The organism is Vreelandella arcis (assembly GCF_900103865.1).
Lineage (GTDB): Bacteria > Pseudomonadota > Gammaproteobacteria > Pseudomonadales > Halomonadaceae > Vreelandella > Vreelandella arcis.
The window spans coordinates 1-19,896 of sequence record NZ_FNII01000025.1 but is presented as its reverse complement, the minus strand read 5'-3'; the positions used below and the strand labels follow the sequence as shown (position 1 = coordinate 19,896).

The 19,896-nt window shown below is 55.0% G+C and carries 16 protein-coding genes and 2 tRNA genes; 14 read left to right on the top strand and 4 right to left on the bottom strand.

Annotation, left to right across the window (positions count from 1 at the left end; genetic code table 11):
- Positions 1-24: 24 nt before the first annotated feature.
- Both BLR97_RS18785 and BLR97_RS18780 read left to right on the top strand, forming a co-directional pair.
- A tRNA-Ala gene (locus tag BLR97_RS18785) sits at positions 25-100 on the top strand.
- Between the two features lie 37 nt (positions 101-137).
- Positions 138-213 (top strand) — tRNA-Glu (locus BLR97_RS18780).
- Positions 214-963: 750 nt separating this feature from the next.
- Here the strand turns inward: BLR97_RS18780 and gltA are convergent.
- Positions 964-2,250: a citrate synthase gene (gene gltA / locus BLR97_RS18775; RefSeq protein ID WP_089708347.1), complete on the bottom strand. Its 1,287-nt coding sequence runs from the start codon at positions 2,248-2,250 to the stop codon at positions 964-966.
- Between the two features lie 471 nt (positions 2,251-2,721).
- On the opposite strand from gltA, the gene sdhC reads away from it, so the two are divergent.
- The 9 genes from sdhC to sucD all read left to right on the top strand — a co-directional run bounded on the left by sdhC (position 2,722) and on the right by sucD (position 14,464).
- The gene (gene sdhC, locus BLR97_RS18770; RefSeq protein WP_479694211.1) at positions 2,722-3,126 is read left to right on the top strand and encodes a succinate dehydrogenase, cytochrome b556 subunit; all 405 of its coding nucleotides are present in this window, start codon (positions 2,722-2,724) and stop codon (positions 3,124-3,126) included.
- On the top strand, positions 3,120-3,467 hold the full coding sequence (gene sdhD / locus BLR97_RS18765) for a succinate dehydrogenase, hydrophobic membrane anchor protein (protein WP_089708343.1): 348 nt from the start codon (positions 3,120-3,122) through the stop codon (positions 3,465-3,467). Before sdhC ends, sdhD begins: the two co-directional genes overlap by 7 nt.
- A gap of 3 nt (positions 3,468-3,470) precedes the next feature.
- The gene (gene sdhA, locus BLR97_RS18760; RefSeq protein WP_089708342.1) at positions 3,471-5,243 is read left to right on the top strand and encodes a succinate dehydrogenase flavoprotein subunit; all 1,773 of its coding nucleotides are present in this window, start codon (positions 3,471-3,473) and stop codon (positions 5,241-5,243) included.
- A 24-nt stretch (positions 5,244-5,267) separates the two neighbouring features.
- Complete coding sequence (locus BLR97_RS18755) at positions 5,268-5,978, top strand: succinate dehydrogenase iron-sulfur subunit (RefSeq protein ID WP_089708340.1); 711 nt, start codon at positions 5,268-5,270, stop codon at positions 5,976-5,978.
- Between the two features lie 324 nt (positions 5,979-6,302).
- Positions 6,303-9,134 (top strand): 2-oxoglutarate dehydrogenase E1 component, encoded by a 2,832-nt coding sequence (locus BLR97_RS18750; protein WP_089708363.1) that lies wholly within the window; start codon positions 6,303-6,305, stop codon positions 9,132-9,134.
- A gap of 38 nt (positions 9,135-9,172) precedes the next feature.
- Positions 9,173-10,750 (top strand): 2-oxoglutarate dehydrogenase complex dihydrolipoyllysine-residue succinyltransferase, encoded by a 1,578-nt coding sequence (gene odhB / locus BLR97_RS18745; RefSeq protein WP_089708337.1) that lies wholly within the window; start codon positions 9,173-9,175, stop codon positions 10,748-10,750.
- A 90-nt stretch (positions 10,751-10,840) separates the two neighbouring features.
- Entirely contained in the window at positions 10,841-12,280 is a 1,440-nt protein-coding gene (lpdA, locus tag BLR97_RS18740) for a dihydrolipoyl dehydrogenase (RefSeq protein ID WP_089708335.1), read from the top strand.
- Positions 12,281-12,425: 145 nt separating this feature from the next.
- On the top strand, positions 12,426-13,592 hold the full coding sequence (gene sucC / locus BLR97_RS18735) for an ADP-forming succinate--CoA ligase subunit beta (protein ID WP_089708333.1): 1,167 nt from the start codon (positions 12,426-12,428) through the stop codon (positions 13,590-13,592).
- A complete protein-coding gene (sucD, locus tag BLR97_RS18730) occupies positions 13,592-14,464 on the top strand; it encodes a succinate--CoA ligase subunit alpha (RefSeq protein WP_089708331.1) in 873 nt (290 codons plus the stop codon). The genes sucC and sucD overlap by 1 nt, the downstream gene beginning before the upstream one ends.
- Before the next feature lie 78 nt (positions 14,465-14,542).
- On the opposite strand, the gene BLR97_RS18725 is transcribed toward sucD, so the two are convergent.
- Together BLR97_RS18725 and BLR97_RS18720 are read right to left on the bottom strand one after the other, a co-directional pair.
- Positions 14,543-15,577: a glucosaminyl phosphatidylglycerol flippase gene (locus BLR97_RS18725; RefSeq protein ID WP_244511412.1), complete on the bottom strand. Its 1,035-nt coding sequence runs from the start codon at positions 15,575-15,577 to the stop codon at positions 14,543-14,545.
- Positions 15,540-16,658 carry an N-acetylglucosaminyl phosphatidylglycerol synthase gene (locus BLR97_RS18720; protein ID WP_089708327.1) on the bottom strand — a complete coding sequence of 373 codons (1,119 nt, stop codon included), beginning with the start codon at positions 16,656-16,658 and terminating at the stop codon, positions 15,540-15,542. The genes BLR97_RS18725 and BLR97_RS18720 overlap by 38 nt, the downstream gene beginning before the upstream one ends.
- Before the next feature lie 230 nt (positions 16,659-16,888).
- Between BLR97_RS18720 and BLR97_RS18715 the strand changes: the two genes are divergently transcribed.
- The 3 genes from BLR97_RS18715 (at position 16,889) to BLR97_RS18705 (ending at position 19,677) form a co-directional block, all read left to right on the top strand.
- A complete protein-coding gene (locus tag BLR97_RS18715; RefSeq protein WP_089708325.1) occupies positions 16,889-17,305 on the top strand; it encodes a CopG family transcriptional regulator in 417 nt (138 codons plus the stop codon).
- A gap of 30 nt (positions 17,306-17,335) precedes the next feature.
- Positions 17,336-18,637: an extracellular catalytic domain type 1 short-chain-length polyhydroxyalkanoate depolymerase gene (locus BLR97_RS18710; protein ID WP_089708323.1), complete on the top strand. Its 1,302-nt coding sequence runs from the start codon at positions 17,336-17,338 to the stop codon at positions 18,635-18,637.
- 158 nt (positions 18,638-18,795) lie between these two features.
- A complete protein-coding gene (locus tag BLR97_RS18705) occupies positions 18,796-19,677 on the top strand; it encodes a HAMP domain-containing protein (protein ID WP_244511410.1) in 882 nt (293 codons plus the stop codon).
- Here the strand turns inward: BLR97_RS18705 and BLR97_RS18700 are convergent.
- Positions 19,604-19,896: transposase (locus tag BLR97_RS18700; RefSeq protein WP_139172990.1), on the bottom strand; the 293-nt coding region annotated here is incomplete at its 5' end. The genes BLR97_RS18705 and BLR97_RS18700 overlap by 74 nt on opposite strands.

Sequence of the window (19,896 nt, the reverse complement as noted above, 5' to 3'; positions counted from 1 at the left end):
TATACGCCCGTCTTCGCGACAAGTGGGGCCTTAGCTCAGCTGGGAGAGCGCAACACTGGCAGTGTTGAGGTCAGCGGTTCGATCCCGCTAGGCTCCACCAATTTTGACCTCGTCATACCGCGAAGCATATGCAATACGTCCCATTCGTCTAGTGGTCCAGGACACCGCCCTTTCACGGCGGTAACAGGGGTTCGAACCCCCTATGGGACGCCATCAACTATCTGCATGACCCTTCCTTATCTTTACGTTACAAGCTCATCCTATGTGCTTTACGTTGGTTACATTTCCCTGTTTTTCTACCTAAAATTTGTGCCGGAAATACGCTTATTTAGCGTATTTTATACTTGACTTGTCCACTTTTGCGCTTTTGGCCGACAGGTTGTGCACAACCCTCTGATTTTTTGTCCGTAAACCATTGCGCTGAGCTAAGTTGTTTTAAAACAATGACTTACGCTAGGTTAAAAAATGACCAATTTAAGTCTTCCCCACTAATCATGGCGATTGTGGGACGTTTTCTAGTGGTTGTGAACAGGGTTATCCACAGATAGTGTGGAAAACCCTAAGGGCTAAAAAGAGGGATGAAAAGTCAAGCATCTATTGCGCATTTCGCAGACGTTTTAGCGGCGATGAGGAGTCCCAGCGACCGCCGCCCAGGCGTTGCACATCAGCGTAAAATTGATTCACCAGAGAGCGACGCCTTGCTGATGGCAAACAGCTTCGAGCTCTAACGCAAGGCCTGGATGCAGTGGTGTGATCCACCAAAAAACTGCCGTTGCCCATGGCGCGCAATACGCCGTTCTCGCCGTGGTGATCTCTCGGGCCTCGTCGTCATTGCCAACGCATAGCAATATCAAGTTGGCCCCTTCGGTGGTGTTGGAAGGAGTGTCGTGGGCGCTTCGGAAAACGCAAAAGGCCGCCCTGAGGCGGCCTTTTGAGGCTCGTTTCACCGTGCGTAAACGCGACTTACTTAGTAGGGTAGTCGCGCTGGTCGTGGCCAATATACAGCTGGCGCGGGCGACCAATTTTGTAGCTCTCGCTGAGCATTTCGTGCCAGTGAGAAATCCAGCCAATAGTACGCGATACCGCGAAAATCACGGTGAACATATTAGTCGGGATACCCATGGCTTTCAAAATGATGCCTGAATAGAAATCGACGTTCGGGTACAGCTTACGCTCGATGAAATATTCGTCTTCGAGGGCAATCTGCTCAAGGCGCTTAGCGATTTTGAGCTGCGGGTCATCGGCCATGCCGAGCTCTGCGAGTACTTCGTCGCAGGTCTCTTTCATTACCTTGGCGCGCGGGTCAAAGTTACGGTAAACGCGGTGACCAAAGCCCATTAGCTTGAATGGGTCGTCTTTGTCTTTGGCTTTATCAACGAAGCGCTGGATGTTTTCTTCGGAATCTTCACCGATTTCGTCGAGCATGGCCAGGACGGCTTCGTTGGCACCGCCGTGCGCCGGACCCCATAGCGCGGCAATGCCGGCACTAATACAGGCGAACGGGTTGGCCCCGGTTGAGCCTGCCAGGCGAACCGTAGAAGTAGACGCGTTCTGCTCATGATCCGCATGCAGCATAAAGATGCGATCCATCGCTTTGGCGTATACCGGATTGATTTTGTACTCTTCACACGGATTGCTGAACATCATGTAGAGAAAGTTCTCAGCATAGCTCAGTTCATTGCGCGGGTAGTTAAATGGCTGACCGATGTTGTACTTGTACGACATCGCAGCGATTGTCGGCATTTTAGCGATCAAACGGACGGCGCTGATGACGCGGTCTTCTTCTTTGGTGATGTCCATGTGGTCATGGTAGAAAGCGGCTAACCCGCCAACGACGCCACATAAAATCGACATTGGGTGCGCATCACGGCGGAAACCCTTGAAGAAGTTATTGATCTGATCGTGAACCATGGTGTGGTTACGAATGCGCGATTCAAAATCGTCATATTGCTCTTTAGTAGGTAGGTCACCAAAGAGCAGGGTGTAGCTCATTTCAACGAAGTTTGACTCTTTCGCCAGTTGGCCGATGGGGTAGCCGCGATGCAGCAATACGCCCTTGCCACCATCGATATAGGTAATGGCTGACTGGCAGGAAGAGGTGGCCATAAAGCCGGGGTCGTAGGTGAACAGGCCTTCAGCACCTAGTCCGCGTACGTCGATGACGTCTGGGCCAAGTGAGCCGGAGTACATCGGTAGTTCGATCGGCTTGTCTAGACCGTCTACCGTTAATGTTGCTTTCCTGTCAGCCATGCTGGCCTCCTTTCGAGTTCGGTTGGGACGTAAAGTCGGTGTTGCGCATACCGCGCCGGCGAAAAGGCCAGCCCACTATAGAAGCGTGCGTCATTTTGTCAATTAGCCCTACCGCTAGGTATGCTTGTACAGTAGTTATTTCCTTTGTTGTCTGTTGTCTATGCTTGTCGAATCATGTGTGACGTAAGTATGAAAGTAACAATGCGGTCATCTGGATAATCCGTTAACCTGCTTACGAAGATACCAATCTACGACACTATAACGATGCTGCGTTGCAAAATCGACTCACGTAATGAGTATTTTTCTTGCACAATGGTCGAGTAAAACCTTAGTTCGGTTTGTCAGCGAGGCCTAAGCTTCTTATAATCTTCGTCGCGCGACCGGCAGGTAGGTGGTCGTGCCAGACTTGGCAGCGGCCGAGCCCCTTCCAATAACCACTGCCCGCTCGGGCTTTGCCCGACCTGTCGCAGAGTGGGCCAAAAGAGTGTGTATAAAGCCGTGAATAGTAAACGACCCGTAAATTTAGACCTAACGACGATACATTTTCCCCTTCCGGCATTAACGTCGATTGCACACCGCATTACAGGCGTTATTTTGTTTGTTGGCCTCATTTTTGCTTTTTGGGCATTAGGTGAATCGCTGTCGTCTCCGGCAGGCTTTGACGCCGTCAGCAGTGCCTTGGCCAATAACTTCTTCGCCAAATTTGTGGCTTGGGGGCTGTTGTCGGCCCTGGCGTTTCATTTCGTCGCAGGTATTAAACACTTGCTGATGGATGCCAACGTGGGCGTTACCCTCGAGGGCGGTGTGAAAAAAGCGCAAATTACCGTGGTGGTTAGCGCCATTCTGATCATTTTGGCAGGAGTCTGGGTATGGTAACTAACATCACAAGTTTTGGCCGTAGCGGTCTTTCCGATTGGCTAATGCAGCGTGTGTCTGCCGTGGTGCTGGCTGTTTACACGGTATTTATTGTGGCCTACCTGCTATTTAATCCCGACCTGGATTACTATGCTTGGACTGCGCTGTTCGACCAAACCTGGATGCGGATCTTTTCTCTGTTGGCCTTTATTTCTGTGGCGGCGCACGCCTGGATTGGCCTTTGGACCGTGACTACCGACTACCTAAAGTCTACCCGCCTGCGCGTTGGTGCCCAGACCCTCATCATTCTGGCCATTTTCGTCTATCTGGTGTGGGGCATTCAAATTCTGTGGGGAGCTTGATACATGTCTAACCTACGTAGCCTGACCTTTGACGCCATTATCATCGGTGGTGGGGGCTCTGGCCTGCGCGCCGCTTTAGAGCTGGCGAAATCCGGTAAAAAGACAGCCGTGTTGTCAAAAGTGTTCCCAACACGCTCTCACACCGTGTCTGCTCAGGGCGGTATTACCTGTGCGATCGCCTCTGATGACCCGAATGATGACTGGCGCTGGCACATGTACGACACCGTCAAAGGCGGCGACTATATTGCTGACCAGGACGCGGCAGAATACATGTGCTCGGAAGGCCCGAAGGCGGTATTTGAGCTTGAGCACATGGGCCTACCGTTCTCGCGTTTAGATAACGGTCGTATTTATCAACGTCCGTTTGGTGGTCAGTCCAAGAATTTTGGCGAAGGCGGCCAGGCGGCGCGTACCTGTGCGGCGGCGGATCGTACGGGCCACGCACTGCTCCACACGCTGTACCAGAACAACCTGAAGAACAACACCACCTTCCTTAATGAGTGGTATGCGGTTGATTTGGTCAAGAACGCCGAGGGCGACGTGGTTGGCTGTATCGCCATGTGTATCGAAACCGGTGAAGTGGTCCACGTTAAATCGAAAGCCACGGTGCTGGCCACCGGCGGTGCAGGGCGAATTTACGCATCAACAACCAACGCCTTGATCAACACGGGCGACGGTATCGGCATGGCGCTACGCGCCGGCTTCCCGATGCAGGATATGGAAATGTGGCAGTTCCACCCCACCGGTATCTACGGTGCGGGGACACTGGTCACCGAAGGTTGTCGTGGTGAAGGCGGTTACCTGATCAATAAAGACGGCGAGCGCTTCATGGAGCGTTACGCGCCGAATGCCAAAGACTTGGCAGGCCGCGATGTGGTCGCGCGTTCGATGGTCATGGAAATCTTGGAAGGTCGCGGCTGCGGCGAGAAGGGCGACCACGTCTTCTTGAAGCTTGACCACCTGGGTGAAGAAGTACTTGGCAAGCGCTTGCCGGGTATCGTTGAGCTTTCCAAGACGTTTGCTCACATTGATCCTGCCAAAGATCCTATCCCGGTTGTACCGACCTGCCACTACATGATGGGCGGTATTCCGACCAACGTGCATGGTCAGGCGATCATGCAGGACGAGGGCGGCAATGACCAGATTGTGAACGGCTTATTTGCCTGTGGTGAAGCGGCATGTGTATCGGTTCACGGGGCTAACCGCTTGGGTGGTAACTCGCTGCTTGACCTGGTTGTCTTCGGCCGTGCCGCCGGTATGTTTATCGAAAGCGCGCTGAACGAAGGTATCGAGTATCTGGATGCCTCTGAGTCGGATATTGAGTCAGCGATGAAGCGTATTACCCGCTGGAACGACTCTGAAGGCGGTGAGAGCATTCCGGCGCTGAAAGCTGAGCTGCAAGACATTATGCAGACGTCTTTCGGGGTGTTCCGCGAAGAGAAAAACATGCAGGACGGTGTTAAGAAGTTGGCCGAGCTGCGCGGTCGCATTGCCGATGCGCACCTGCCGGATAAGTCTAACGCTTTTAACACCGCACGTGTTGAAGCGCTTGAGTTGGATAACCTGATGGAAGTGGCCGAAGCGACGGCGATCGCGGCCCTTGAGCGTAAAGAAAGCCGTGGTGCCCATTCGCGCTACGACTACCCAGACCGTGATGACGTCAATTGGTTGAAGCACTCGCTGTACTTCCCGGCCACTAAAGAGCTGAAGCAACGCGACGTCAACTTCAAGCCGAAAACCATGGATACGTTCGAGCCTAAGGTTCGTACCTACTAATCTCTGCAACGAGAGGGAGTCACAATGTCCAATCTTCAGGTATCCATATACCGTTACAATCCGGAAACCGACTCCGCACCTTATATGCAGGAGTTTCAGGTCGATACCAAAGGCCGCGATGTAATGGTGCTGGATGTTCTTCATATGATGAAAGAAGAAGACAGCGGGTTGGCGTTTCGACGTAGCTGCCGCGAAGGGGTTTGCGGATCCGACGGCATGAACATGAACGGTAAAAATGGCTTGGCATGTATTACGCCGCTGTCAGACGTTGTGAAGAACAACAAGCTGACGCTGCGTCCGCTGCCTGGCCTGCCGGTTATTCGCGATATGGTCGTCGATATGGGGCTGTTCTATAAGCAGTACGAGCGCATTCAGCCGTACCTGCAGAACGACACGCCCGAGCCTGCCATCGAGCGCCTACAGTCGCCGGAAGAGCGCGATAAGCTGGACGGCCTGTACGAGTGTATCTTGTGCGCATGTTGCTCGACGTCTTGCCCATCGTTCTGGTGGAATCCAGAGAAGTTCGTCGGCCCAGCGGGTTTGCTGCAGTCCTACCGGTTCCTGGCTGATTCACGTGATACGGCTACTAGCGAGCGCTTAAGCAACCTGGAAGATCCATTCTCGGTGTTCCGCTGCCGCGGCATCATGAACTGTGTGGCGGTATGCCCGAAAGGCCTCAACCCCACACGGGCGATTGGTAAAATCCGTGAAATGTTGTTGGCGGATGCCACTTAAAAAATAAGGGATTTCTATGCATAAAAGCGAATACCACTTAAGTTGCGCAACAATGGCACTTAAATCGTGGCGCTTCGCTTGTTATGATAGTGCCTGTCGTGCAGTGCGGCGTTGCGCCGCACCGTATGACCAGTCAAGTTTAAAAGCCGGTGCCGCGCGTACCGGCTTTTGAGCATGAACTGATAAGAAGTTGAAGTAAAAGGGTTTCCGGCCGCAGGTCGGTGCCGCCGGCAAATGTCCCGCCCCGCCGGCAGGGCAATAGCGATGTCGCCGCGTGCACGCGACGATACCGATACCACCCCATCAGTGCAGGGTGACCGAGAGATGCAACAAGGCATAATGGAGTTGATGTGGCGTTCCTCACACGTTAGTGGTGGTAATGCCCACTACGTGGAAGCGCTTTACGAGCAGTACCTCGATGATTCTGAATCTGTCCCTGACGAATGGCGCAGTTATTTTGACCAGTTGCCGCGTCCCGAGGGCAGTGCCACTCACGATGTTCCACTAAGCCCTATTCGTGATCAGTTCTATCAGTTGGGTCGTGAGAATCGCCCTCGGGTAGCCGCCGCTGCTGAAAGTGGCGAAAACAAAAAGCAGGTGAAAGTCCTGCAGCTGATCAACGCTTACCGCTTTCGTGGCCATCAAAAGGCCAATATCGACCCACTTGGGCTGCGTAATCCCACCCCCGTCCCCGATCTCGACCTTTCCTTCCATCAGCTTTCCAAAGCTGACCTGGACAGCGAATTTCAAACCGGTTCGTTCTTTTTAGGTATCGATAAAGCACCGCTGCGTGTCATCGTCGATGCACTGGAACGCACCTATTGCCGCTCCATCGGCTGCGAGATCATGCACATCGTCGATACCGAGGAGAAGCGCTGGCTTCAGCGTCGTTTCGAGTCGGTGCGCAGTGCGCCTGAGTTTAGCGATGGCGTACGCAAGCATGTGCTTGAGCGCTTAACAGCGGCTGAAGGGCTAGAAAACTACCTGGCCTCAAAATACCCGGGTACCAAGCGCTTTGGCTTAGAAGGCGGCGAAGCCTTTGTCCCCATGATGGATGAGTTGATCCAGCGAGCCGGGGGGTATGGCACTAAGGAAGTCGTTATTGGTATGGCCCACCGTGGGCGTCTCAACCTGCTGGTCAATATCCTGGGTAAAAATCCGACAGACTTGATCGATGAGTTCGACGGCAAAAAAGTCATCGAACGCGGTTCGGGCGACGTCAAATATCACCAGGGCTTCAGTTCTAACGTGATGTCGCCCGGCGGTGAAGTACACTTGGCGATGTCGTTCAACCCGTCTCACCTGGAGATTGTCGCGCCCGTTGTTGAAGGGTCGGTGCGGGCGCGTCAGGATCGTCGTAACGACGAAGAGGGCAGCAAAGTGCTGCCGATTAACGTCCACGGCGATGCGGCATTCGCCGGTCAGGGTGTGGTGATGGAGACGTTCCAGATGTCTCAAACCCGCGCCTATAAAACCGGTGGCACGGTCCACATTGTGATTAACAACCAAGTGGGCTTTACCACCTCGCACCCGCTGGATGCGCGTTCGACCGAATACTGCACGGACATCGCCAAGATGGTGCAGGCGCCGATCTTCCACGTTAACGGCGACGATGCGGACGCTGTGCTTCACGCGACCCAAGTGGCGCTCGATTACCGCCAGGAATTCAAGAAGGACGTGGTGATTGACCTGGTGTGTTACCGCCGCCGGGGGCATAACGAAGCCGATGAACCATCCGGCACCCAGCCGATGATGTACTCGAAGATCAAAGATCATCCTTCCTCGCGCTCGCTGTATGCCAAGCGCCTGGTAGATCAAGGTGTCCTCTCTGAAGAAGATGCCAAGGCGATGATCGAAACCTACCGCGACGATCTGGTGGCCGGGAACCACGTCGCCAACGCGTTGGTGCAAGAGCCGAATACATCGCTGTTTGTTGATTGGACGCCTTACCTGGGCCACGAATGGACAGGCAATGCCGATACCACCTTCGACATGAAGCGTCTGCAGCAACTGGCGGCGAAAATGTGTGAGGTGCCTGACGGGATCGACGTACAGCGACAAGTGGCCAAGATCTATGAAGATCGCCGCAAAATGCAGGCCGGTGGCATGGGGCTTAACTGGGGCTTCGCGGAAACGCTCGCTTACGCCACACTGCTTGATCAAGGCCACCCGATTCGCATTACCGGTCAGGATGTGGGGCGTGGCACTTTCTCCCACCGCCATGCGGTAGTACATAACCAGAAAGACGGCTCGACCTATGTGCCGCTGCAGAACATGTCCGACGGCCAGCCTCGCTTCACCATTCACGACTCCATTCTGTCTGAAGAGGCGGTGTTGGCGTTTGAGTACGGCTATTCCACGACAGCCCCTAGCGGCTTGGTGGTTTGGGAAGCCCAGTTCGGCGACTTCTTCAACGGCGCGCAGGTGGTTGTGGATCAGTTCATTTCCTCCGGTGAAACCAAGTGGGGTCGTTTGTGTGGCTTAACCATGCTGCTGCCCCACGGCTACGAAGGCCAGGGCCCGGAGCACTCATCCGCGCGACTTGAGCGCTTCTTGCAGATGTGTGCTGAACACAACATGCAGGTATGTGTGCCGACCACCCCCGCACAGATTTACCATTTGCTGCGCCGTCAGGTGATTCGTCCGCTGCGCAAGCCATTGGTGATCATGTCGCCTAAATCGCTGCTGCGTCATAAAGAAGCGGTTTCAAGCCTTGAAGACCTCGCCCATGGCAAGTTCCACATGGTGTTGTCGGATCAGTCTGATCTAGCGGCTGAGAAGGTAACGCGCGCAATCCTCTGTGCTGGCAAGGTCTACTATGATCTAGCCGCTTGGCGAGCTGAAAACGAGCGTCACGACACGGCCATCCTGCGCCTTGAACAGCTGTACCCCTTCCCCAAAGAAGAGCTTCTCGAAGCCCTTCAGGCATACACCCAGTTGGAAGATATCGTCTGGTGCCAGGAAGAGCCGTTGAACCAAGGCGCATGGTATTCCAGTCAGCATCATATGCGCACCGTGGCCGATATGCTGAAAGATGGCCTTGGACGTGAGTTGAAATTCGCCGGACGCCCTGCCTCTGCCGCACCGGCAGCGGGCTATATGTCCGTCCATACTGAACAGCAGCGCCAGCTGGTGGAAGACGCGTTTAATTTATAAGCGCCCACCGGATTTAGAGAACACAAAAGGGAAACGACATGGCTACCGAGATCAAAGCGCCAACCTTTCCGGAATCCGTTGCCGAAGGCTCTGTTGCCGCATGGCATAAAAAGCCGGGTGATAGCGTTGAGCGTGACGAGCTAATTGTTGAAATTGAGACCGACAAAGTGGTGCTTGAAGTCGTCGCACCGGAAGCGGGTACCCTGACCGACGTGATGGCCGAAGAAGGCGATACCGTCGAGTCAGAGCAGGTACTAGGCAAAATCGGCGAGGCCAGCGCGTCTGGCAGCAAAAAAGAAGAGAAATCTTCTGGCGATAACAGCGCTGAGAAGTCCGTAGAGAAATCCGACGATAAGAAAGAAGAGAAAAAAGCTAGCGGTGGCGGCAAGCAGCACGATGTAAAAGCCCCCAGCTTCCCTGAGTCGATTCAGGAAGGCACGGTGGCGACATGGCACAAAAAGGTTGGCGAAGCGGTCAAGCGCGATGAAGTGCTGGCCGACATCGAAACCGATAAAGTCGTGCTGGAAGTGGTCGCACCCGCTGACGGCGCCCTGGCCGAAATCAAGGCCGAAGAGGGTAGCCAAGTCGAGTCAGAAGCTATTCTGGCGACCTTTACCGAAGGCGCTGGCGGCGAGAGCGGTGGCGACAGCAGCGCTGATGACGCCAAGCAGGCCAAGGCTGAGAGCAGCAGCGACGACAGCGCTGATGAGAAAGTTGGCGATAAGATCCTTGCCCCGGCCGCGCGCAAAATGGTCGCTGAGCACGACCTGGACGTTGCCAAGATTGAGGGCACTGGCAAAGGTGGCCGCATCTTGAAAGAAGATGTTCAGAAAGCGGTCAAAGACGGTTCCGCCAAGAAAGCAGCGAAATCAGCTGCACCGGCGAAAGCAGCCGCTGCACCGGCTGCCGAGGGTGAGCGCATCGAGAAGCGTGTGCCCATGAGCCGTCTGCGTCAAACCATCGCCAAGCGGTTGGTTCAGGCGCAGCAAACCGCCGCGATGCTGACCACGTATAATGAAGTGGACATGACCGCCGTCATGGAGCTTCGCGCACAGTACAAAGAGACTTTCCTGAAAGCCCACGATACCAAGCTCGGCTTTATGGGTTTCTTCGTCAAGGCGGCTTCAGAGGCGCTCAAGCGCTTCCCGGACGTCAACGCCTCCATTGACGGTACTGACATTGTGTACCACGGCTACCAAGATATCGGTGTTGCGGTCTCCACTCCGCGCGGCCTGGTGGTACCGGTGCTGCGCGATACCGATAGCATGAAAATTGCCGACGTTGAGAAGACGATTGTCGATTTCGGCAAGCGTGCGCGCGACGGTAAGCTGGGTATCGATGAAATGCAGGGCGGTACCTTTACGATCACCAATGGTGGTATTTTCGGCTCGCTAATGTCGACCCCGATCATTAACCCGCCGCAAACGGCTATTCTGGGCATGCATAAAATCCAGGAGCGCCCCATGGCGGTCAACGGGAAGGTCGAGATTCGCCCCATGATGTACCTGGCGGTGTCATACGACCACCGTATGATCGACGGCAAAGACGCGGTGCAATTCCTAGTGACAATGAAAGAGCTGCTGGAAGATCCCGCACGCCTGTTGCTGGACGTGTAAGGGTCATCACGACCTACCACGCACTCACGTTCAATCGCACTCTGCCTTCTACCCCATAAGGGAGAAGGCACCCAAGCTAAAGGAGCCAACATGGCTGACAAGTTTGATGTGATCGTTATCGGTGCCGGTCCTGGCGGTTATGTTGCCGCCATCCGTGCTGCACAGATGGGCCTGAAAGCGGCATGTGTTGAAAAATGGATTGGTAAAGAAGGCAATGTTGTCCACGGTGGCACTTGCTTGAACGTTGGCTGTATCCCGTCAAAAGCATTGCTTGAAGCGTCGCATAAGTTCGTTGAAGCGAAGCACGATTTCGGCGATCTGGGTATTGAAGCCAACGACGTTACCATGGACGTCAAAAAGATGATGGCTCGCAAGGACAAGATCGTTAAGAACTTGACCGGCGGCATCTCGGGGCTATTCAAGGCCAACGGTGTTACGGCTATTGAAGGTACCGGTAAAGTCGTTTCGAGTAAGCAAGTCGAAGTGACCGATGCTGACGGCAATGCAACTACGTACGACGCCGATAATATCGTCATCGCGGCAGGTTCTGTGCCGGTGGAAATTCCGCCGACACCCCTGGTGGATGGCCTGGTTGTCGATTCTACCGGTGCCCTTGAGTTCCAAGAAACGCCGAAACGCCTTGGCGTGATTGGTGCCGGGATTATCGGTTTGGAGTTGGGCAGTGTATGGAACCGCCTTGGCTCCGAAGTAACTGTACTCGAAGCCATGGACTCCTTCCTGCCCATGGTTGACGGCGCCATCGGCAAAGAAACACACAAACTGCTTAAAAAGCAGGGTCTGGACATCAAGCTGGGTGCACGCGTTACCGGGTCTGACGTTAAAGGCGAAGAAGTTGTCGTTAAGTACACCGACGCCAACGGCGAGCAGGAAATGACCTTCGACAAGCTGATTGTTTGTGTGGGTCGTCGTCCTTATACCAAGGGTGTGATTGACGATGGTGTTAGCGTTGAACTCGACGAGCGCGGCTTTATCTTCGTTGACGATCAGTGCCGCACCAACGTGCCGGGCGTTTACGCCATTGGCGATTGTGTTCGCGGCCCGATGCTGGCCCACAAAGCCTCTGAAGAAGGCATTATGGTGGCGGATATCATCGCCGGTCATAAAGCTGAGATGAACTACGACGCCATTCCCAACGTCATCTACACCTTCCCAGAGGTCGCATGGGTGGGTATGACCGAGGAAGAAGCCAAAGCTAAAGGCATTGACGTTAAAACCGGTAGCTTCCCGTTTGCGGCAAGCGGTCGAGCGATGGCGAATAACGCCACCGAGGGCAGCGCCAAAGTGATTGCTGATGCTGAAACCGACCGTATTCTAGGCATGCACATTGTAGGGCAGCACGCCGGTGAGATGATCGCCCAAGGCGTGATTGCTATGGAATTCGGCTCTAGCGCCGAAGACCTAGCGCTGACCTGCTACGCGCACCCGACCATGTCGGAAGCGGTGCATGAAGCGGCGCTTGCGGTAGAGGGCCATGCGATTCATATGGCGAACCGCAAGAAACGTAAGTAATCCAGCCAGTAACAACGAAGCGCCACCGACAGGTGGCGCAACACTTTCGGCCTTGGCACTAGCTAAAGGCACGAAAGCACGGGGATGATCAGCGCCTTACGGGCTGATCATCATTCGAGTCACATGCAACCAATGGCATGAATCGATGAACCTTCACGAGTATCAAGGCAAACAGCTGTTTGCTGATTATGGTCTGCCAGTGTCCAAAAGTTTTGCAGTGGACACTCCCGAAGAAGCAGCAGAAGCATGCAAAAAGATCGGCGGCGACATGTGGGTGGTAAAAGCCCAGGTGCACGCCGGTGGTCGTGGTAAAGCAGGCGGCGTTAAGCTGATTAAAGATCCTGCCGATGCCAAAGCCTTCGCCGAGCAGTGGCTGGGTAAAAACCTGGTGACTTTCCAGACCGATGAACACGGTCAGCCGGTCTCCAAGATTCTGGTTGAGACCTGCACCGATATCGCCGATGAGCTTTATCTGGGTGCGGTTGTCGACCGTACTACCCGCCGTGTGGTCTTTATGGCCTCTACCGAAGGCGGTGTTGAAATCGAGAAAGTGGCAGAAGAAACGCCTGAAAAGATTCTCAAAGCCGAGATCGACCCGCTAGTCGGCGCACAGCCGTACCAAGCGCGTGAGCTGGCATTTAAATTAGGCCTTTCAGGCGACCAGATTAAGCAGTTCACCAAAATTTTCTTGGGTCTGTCCAAGCTGTTCCACGAAAAAGACTTGGCGCTGCTCGAAATTAACCCGCTGGTCGTGACCGACGAAGGCAACCTACACTGCCTCGACGCCAAACTGGGGCTGGACAGCAACGCACTGTACCGCCACCCGGATCTCCAGGCCATGCGTGACCCGTCTCAAGAAGACGAGCGCGAAGCGGATGCGGCCAAGTGGGAGCTTAACTATGTAGCGCTTGATGGCAACATCGGCTGCATGGTGAACGGCGCAGGTTTGGCCATGGGCACCATGGATATCGTCAACCTGAATGGCGGCAAGCCGGCTAACTTCCTCGACGTTGGCGGCGGTGCTACCAAAGAACGCGTTGCAGAAGCGTTCAAGATCATTCTGTCTGACGATAACGTCAAAGCCGTATTGGTTAACATCTTCGGCGGTATTGTACGTTGCGACATGATTGCGGAAGGTATCATCGGTGCCGTTGAGCAAGTCGGTGTTAACGTACCGGTTGTCGTACGTCTGGAAGGGAACAACGCCGAGCTAGGCACGGAAAAACTCGCGTCTAGCGGTCTGAACATCATCGCGGCTACCAGTCTGACCGACGCGGCTCAGCAGGTCGTTAAAGCGGCGGAGGGCAAGTAATGAGCATCCTGATCGACAAGAACACCAAGGTCATCTGCCAAGGGTTTACCGGTGGCCAGGGTACGTTCCACTCCGAGCAGGCGATTGCCTACGGTACGCAAATGGTCGGTGGTGTGACGCCGGGTAAAGGCGGCCAAGAGCACCTCGGTTTGCCCGTTTTCAACACCGTTAAAGAAGCGGTCGAGAAAACCGGCGCCGAAGCCAGCGTGATCTACGTACCGGCACCGTTCTGTAAAGACTCGATCCTTGAAGCCGCTAACGCGGGTATCAAGCTGATCGTGTGCATTACCGAAGGTATCGCCACTCTCGATATGCTTCAAGCTAAAGTGAAGTGCGACGAGCTAGGCGTCCGCCTGATCGGCCCGAACTGCCCAGGTGTTATCACCCCAGGCGAATGTAAAATCGGCATCATGCCGGGTCACATTCACCAGCCGGGCCGCGTAGGTATCGTATCGCGTTCTGGTACTTTGACCTATGAAGCCGTTAAGCAGACGACTGATCACGGTTTCGGTCAGTCCACCTGTGTTGGCATCGGCGGCGACCCGATCCCGGGTTCCAATTTCATCGACATCCTTGAGATGTTCGAGAAAGACCCGAAAACCGAAGCGATCGTGATGATCGGTGAAATCGGTGGCACCGCCGAAGAAGAAGCAGCGGCGTACATCAAAGCCAACGTTTCTAAGCCGGTGGTATCCTACATTGCCGGTGTAACCGCACCTCCTGGCAAGCGTATGGGCCACGCGGGCGCGATCATCTCTGGCGGTAAAGGCACGGCTGACGATAAGTTCTCCGCGCTTGAAGGCGCCGGTGTCAAAACCGTGCGTTCGCTCGCCGAAATCGGTGATGCACTGAAAGAAGTGACCGGCTGGTAAGCGTTACCTGCTAAACCGCTTCTGTAGCGTAAAGAGCATCCTTCGGGGTGCTCTTTTTTTTTACGCAGTTGGGCGACCCTAGGAATTGCGTTTAAACAACCGAACCCCATAGCGCAAGAAAAATGGCGCTCCGGCGGCTAAATAGAGATGGTAGCTGACCAGCCGCCATATCAGCACGGCAGCGGCGGCTTGTTCAGCGGCCATTAACGGCAGCAGCAAAGAACCCACCCCGACCTCAGCGGCGCCGGCACCGCCAGGCAAAAAGCTTAACTGGCTGGCGGCCATGGCTAGCATTTGGGTCAAGAACGTCCATACCCAATCGACATCGCCGCCTACGCCGAGCACGGCCAAATACAGCAGGCTGTAACGCATCAACCAGTGCAAGGTGGTCAGCATGAGCATCGCAAGCAGAGTGGTGCGCGGAAGCGACAGCGTTACCTTTAACGCTTGGCGAAAACCCAGGAAGCCACGGGCAAGCCGTCGACGACGGTTGCGGCTTAGCCAATTAAGCCTGAAGCGGCGAACCCGCAATAAGCGGGGCAGGTGATAGACCAGCAGGCAAACCAGCAAAGCGATCAGTGCCAAGCCAGCCAGTGCCGATTGCACCAGCGCCTGATGCGGCCAGTTGACCTCGTTGATCAGCGAAAACAGTACCAGCCCGCCGAGCATGCTAAGAAAGAACAGCATGTCGCAGCCCTGGTCAATCAGGAAGACAGCGCTGCCTTTGGACGGTGGAAAACCGCGCTGTGCCAATAGCAACAGCAGCGTGGCAGGTCCCCCGCTGCCGCCAGGCGTGGCGCACAGAGCAAATTTAGACGCCAACTCAATGCCCAATGCACCTCGCTGGCCAAGCGTTCCTGCCCGGCCCCCTAACATCAAACGCAGCCGTGCGGCGTTCAAATTCCAACACACAAACGCGAGCGCTAACATGAGCATTAGTACGCCAAGCGGGAACTGTCTGACGCGCTGCCAGGCATCACTGCCGCCGATCCATGCGGTTAGCAGCAATGGCAATCCCAATGCCAGCGCAATCATCGCACCGTGCAGCGGCCGCCAACGCAGCCAGCTTTTGGGCTTAGCGATGCTGAGGGAGCGCATAGGGCAAGCTGTCATCGCGTAAGGTGCCATAGTGAGCCAGTAAGGCGTGCATCACGCTATCCCAGTTGAAATGGCGCTCCACATAACGTCGCGCATAATGGCCACTGGCTGCGACGTCGTTGCTGAATAATGCCGTACAGGCTTCGGCCATGGCCGATGGGTCGAGGGGACAGCATAAAATACCGGCGCCAAGCGGTACATTCTCGGCAAGCGCACCGGCCCTGGCACCAATCACCGGCGTACCACAGGCCATGGCCTCCTGGGCGATCAACCCAAAGGTTTCCCGTGTGCCCGCATGCAGCAAGGCATCGCTACTGGCTAAGGCTGTGGCGACTTCATGCGCGCCACAGCAGCGGTCGACCACGGTGACATTCGTGGGTACCTGATGCGGCATGCCTGGCCCCATCAACAACAAATGATAATCGCTGCCTAGCTGGCGAATTGTTGAAAGCAGCACATCGATATTTTTCTCGCGGGAGTTGCGCCCGACAAAGATCAGCAGCTTTTTATCGCTGGGCAATCCCATTGCTTGGCGGAAGGCGGGATCACGCTGCTGAGGGTTAAATAGATTTAAATCGACGCCTAATGGCTGTACGCGAACGTTATCAACCCCCCAGTCCTGTAGCCGATTAGCCATTGCCTGACAGGGTGCCAACACGCTATCGAACTGGCGATATAGCTTTGTGACGTAACGAATCAAACGCTGACGAACGTAACCCCCAAAGCGATCACCCATCAGGCGTGGCAAATCCGAGTGATAAAAGCCAACTACCGGAACGCCAAGCCTTTGCCCTGCCTCAAGCGCCGCCCAGGCGGTCACATAGGGGTCGCCTGCTTCAATGATATCCGGGTGGAGCCTGAGTAGTGCATCACGCCACGGGGCGGCGCGCAATGGAAAGCGATAGCCTTGCCCTAAGGGTAAGTGCAATGCCGGTAAAGTATGTAGGTCACCTAGACTGTCTCGTTCCGCTCCCGGCACCAGCAGGCTGGTACGCAAGTCAGGGTAGTGTGAAAAGACGCGATGCTTGGCCTGCAAATAGGTACGTACGCCACCACTGGCGGGGGCGTGAAACATGGTTACATCAGCGATGTGCAAGGTAACCTCCGAGCCACATGAATGTCATAAGGATACCTTAAACAACAAATAAGTCAGTTCGACGACAGTGAGCAGTTGGTCATCGGTTGGGCTGTTGGTAGTGCACTTTCGCTTGTGATGTTACTTGAATAGGATTACGATAACATCCATATAGATGGTTTATGGAATCCATTGGGATGTTTTAGATGAGCAGTAAGATATTCTGCCATTAGGGCAACGGGGCATTACACATGAGCGTGCATGAACTGCGCCGCAAGGGCGGCGACTCTAGCGAGAAGATCACCATCAATCTTGGCGTCGTGGATCTGGGGCAGATCGATCTGCTGGTTCAGGAAGGGTTTTACTCCAATCGAACCGATCTGATTCGTACGGCCATCCGTAACCAGTTGGCGACCCATGCTGATGTCGTCAAAGAGACCGTGACCCGCAAGGCGTTCGTGCTGGGGCTTGAACATTATCGTCGCGTAGACCTGGAAGCCCTGCAGTCGGCGGGCGAGATGTTGCAGATTCAAGTCCTGGGTATGGCCAGCATTGCCGATGACGTATCACCGGAGCTTGCCCGCGCCACCATCGAGTCGGTGGTGGTGCTGGGCGCTCTAAATGCCAGCGCGGCGGTCAAGGCCGCCCTGGCGGATCGAATCCACTGACTCCCACACTACTGAATAGGTACATTGACTATGCTTGATGCCACCATGTCGAAGCGAATGGAAGAAGCGACGCGACTCACGCGCGCCGGAAAGCTGCAAGAGGCTATGGCCCTCATCCAAGGCGCCGTGCCTGAAACGAAGGATGAGGAAACGTCGACACAACCTTCCTGGGAAGGCAACACCTTTGAGGGCACTTGCCGGGTCGTCGACGAAGACGTCACGGCGTCTTCTGAATCAGCATCAAGCCGGAGAACTGGTAGAAAGGCGAGAGATGAATCCGCGTCGTCATCTTCGGCGTTTGACCAAGCACGCCAGTCGTCCCCTGGGGCATTTTCGATCGGCGATATCGAACTGCCTGCGGCATTACGTGATAAATGGCTTAAGTTTCGTGGCGCTGTAAAGCAGCCTGAGCAAGCGTGTGGTACCACCGAGGAGCCACGGCCCGGCGCCTTTACTGCCGGTCGCTTTAGCAACCCGGTCGGCACTCGCGATTACAAGCTGTATCTCCCTCGTGGCTATCACGGGCAGCCAATCCCGCTGGTGGTCATGCTGCATGGCTGCACGCAGAACCCTGATGACTTCGCTGCTGGAACCGACATGAACCGGCTGGCCGAAGAGCAGCAATTTTGCGTGCTTTATCCGGCCCAGCCGACGACCGCTAACACTTCAAAGTGCTGGAATTGGTTCAAGGCCGAAGACCAGCAGCGCGAGGGCGGTGAGCCGGCGATTATTGCGGGCATGACCCGCCAGGTGATCGATACGCATGGGCTCGATGCTTCTCAGGTCTATGTCGCAGGGCTTTCGGCAGGCGCGGCCATGGCAACCACCTTGGCGATGACCTATCCGGATCTCTTTGTGGCAGTGGGCGTGCACTCTGGGTTGCCCCATGGCGTCGCTAAGAGTCTCCCTGATGCGTTGGGCGCGATGCAGGGCGGCACCGGGCCCCTTGGGGGCGCGGCGCAACGAACTACATGGGCGTCAGAAGTGCCGGCGATTATCTTTCATGGTGATCGCGACACCACCGTGCACCCCAGTAATGCAGATCGCGTTGCTGCTCAGTACACTGCCTTGCGCCAAGCGGGCGGCGCAGCAACGCCCAGCGCGGAGGATGCCAGCGTCACGGTGGAGCAGGGGCAGGTGGCCAATGGATATTCTTATACGCGAACCACGCATCACGATGCAGCCGGCGAGCCACGCTTGGAGCAATGGCGAGTAAACGGAGCGGGGCACGCCTGGTCGGGAGGCAATGCGAAGGGAAGCTACACCGACCCCAAAGGCCCCGATGCGACAAAGGAAATGCTGCGCTTCTTCATGCAACATCGGCAGGCTTGATGAAAGCCCGCTGTGAATTCATAGATAAAAATAAAAGTACCTTGAGCTAGTCGGTGTAATCAGAGGTTCCTTAGTGAAAGTTAATATAAGGTTAGAGCTAAAGTTTATATTCTGGATGCCGATAGCCATGGCTCTTACTTACTCATTAGGAAGTTTCTATGCTTTCACGGTTCAAGATCGGCACGCGTCTAGCATTAGCTTTTGGCTTGGTCTCGCTATTTCTTTTGGGCACTTTAATAGCAGGGCTGGTGGGTATTACGGCTACTAGAGATACGGCCCAAAAAACCTTGGACATGGATGTAGCGCTAGCAAGTAACGCTGTGGAAATTCAGCGCCTGGCATTGCTGGCGCGGCGTTTTGAAAAGGATACCTTTATCAATATCGCCAGTCGCGATCGTGTGGTTGACTACCAACAACGCTGGGTGGCGACAGTCAACGAAATTGAGTCCGCCTTTCAAATGGGAAGCCAAATTGCGGATAAAGATAGCCTCTATGCGCTGTACCAACAGGCACAAAGCGCTCTAGATGGTTACGAAGAGGGTTTCCTGGAGGTCTATCGTCAAATCGAGAGGGGCAGTATTACCGAAACTTCCCAAGCAAACCGTGCCTTCGGTGAGCACAAAGAAAGTATCTATCGGCTTGAGGAACTGGCTGATGAAATTAGCGTTGTGGCTGATTCGGGAGTAAATGCTGCCAATGAGGCGATGGAGTCTGAATATCGTATGGTTCTTTGGCAGCTATGTATCTTCGCGGGAGTGGCATTATTAATAGCGGCGGTGCTGGCAGTTGCCATTACGCGTAGTATTGTGCTGCCCTTGCGGCGAGCCGTTGAGGTCGCCCAGCGCGTGGCGGAGGGAGATCTGCGTCACAACATCGTCGCCACCGGACGTGATGAAACGACACAGCTATTGGTCTCCATGGCTGAAATGAGTAGATACCGTCTCTCGATACCAACTGCAAGGGGCTTTATGTCCCTTGCGGCCGATATTCGCTTTGTGACTTCAACACCCCGAAAGCGATATGTACCAATTTGCGCATAGCCGCCCCCAGCGCCGACAACGTTGGCTTGCCACGGGCTTTGAGTCGTGCAAATTGCTCGCTGACGTCAGGATTACAGCGGGTCGATACGACGGCGGCCATATAAAGTTTCCGGCGGATACTGGGCGCCCCTGCCTTGGAAAGATGGGATCGCAGCTTCACCGATGTACCTGACTCTTTCAGTATCGGCACGAGGCCCAGAAAGGCTGCTGCCTGTCGAG

Excerpts from the sequence above, each read along its gene's own strand:
- sucC (WP_089708333.1), top strand. The coding sequence starts at position 12,426 with ATGAACCTTCACGAGTATCAAGGCAAACAGCTGTTTGCTGATTATGGT.
- sdhA (WP_089708342.1), top strand. The coding sequence starts at position 3,471 with ATGTCTAACCTACGTAGCCTGACCTTTGACGCCATTATCATCGGTGGT.
- gltA (WP_089708347.1), bottom strand. The coding sequence starts at position 2,250 with ATGGCTGACAGGAAAGCAACATTAACGGTAGACGGTCTAGACAAGCCG.
- BLR97_RS18710 (WP_089708323.1), top strand. The coding sequence starts at position 17,336 with ATGCTTGATGCCACCATGTCGAAGCGAATGGAAGAAGCGACGCGACTC.
- odhB (WP_089708337.1), top strand. The coding sequence starts at position 9,173 with ATGGCTACCGAGATCAAAGCGCCAACCTTTCCGGAATCCGTTGCCGAA.
- sdhD (WP_089708343.1), top strand. The coding sequence starts at position 3,120 with ATGGTAACTAACATCACAAGTTTTGGCCGTAGCGGTCTTTCCGATTGG.
- BLR97_RS18750 (WP_089708363.1), top strand. The coding sequence starts at position 6,303 with ATGCAACAAGGCATAATGGAGTTGATGTGGCGTTCCTCACACGTTAGT.
- BLR97_RS18705 (WP_244511410.1), top strand. The coding sequence starts at position 18,796 with ATGCTTTCACGGTTCAAGATCGGCACGCGTCTAGCATTAGCTTTTGGC.
- BLR97_RS18715 (WP_089708325.1), top strand. The coding sequence starts at position 16,889 with ATGAGCGTGCATGAACTGCGCCGCAAGGGCGGCGACTCTAGCGAGAAG.
- BLR97_RS18725 (WP_244511412.1), bottom strand. The coding sequence starts at position 15,577 with ATGACAGCTTGCCCTATGCGCTCCCTCAGCATCGCTAAGCCCAAAAGC.
- BLR97_RS18755 (WP_089708340.1), top strand. The coding sequence starts at position 5,268 with ATGTCCAATCTTCAGGTATCCATATACCGTTACAATCCGGAAACCGAC.
- sucD (WP_089708331.1), top strand. The coding sequence starts at position 13,592 with ATGAGCATCCTGATCGACAAGAACACCAAGGTCATCTGCCAAGGGTTT.
- lpdA (WP_089708335.1), top strand. The coding sequence starts at position 10,841 with ATGGCTGACAAGTTTGATGTGATCGTTATCGGTGCCGGTCCTGGCGGT.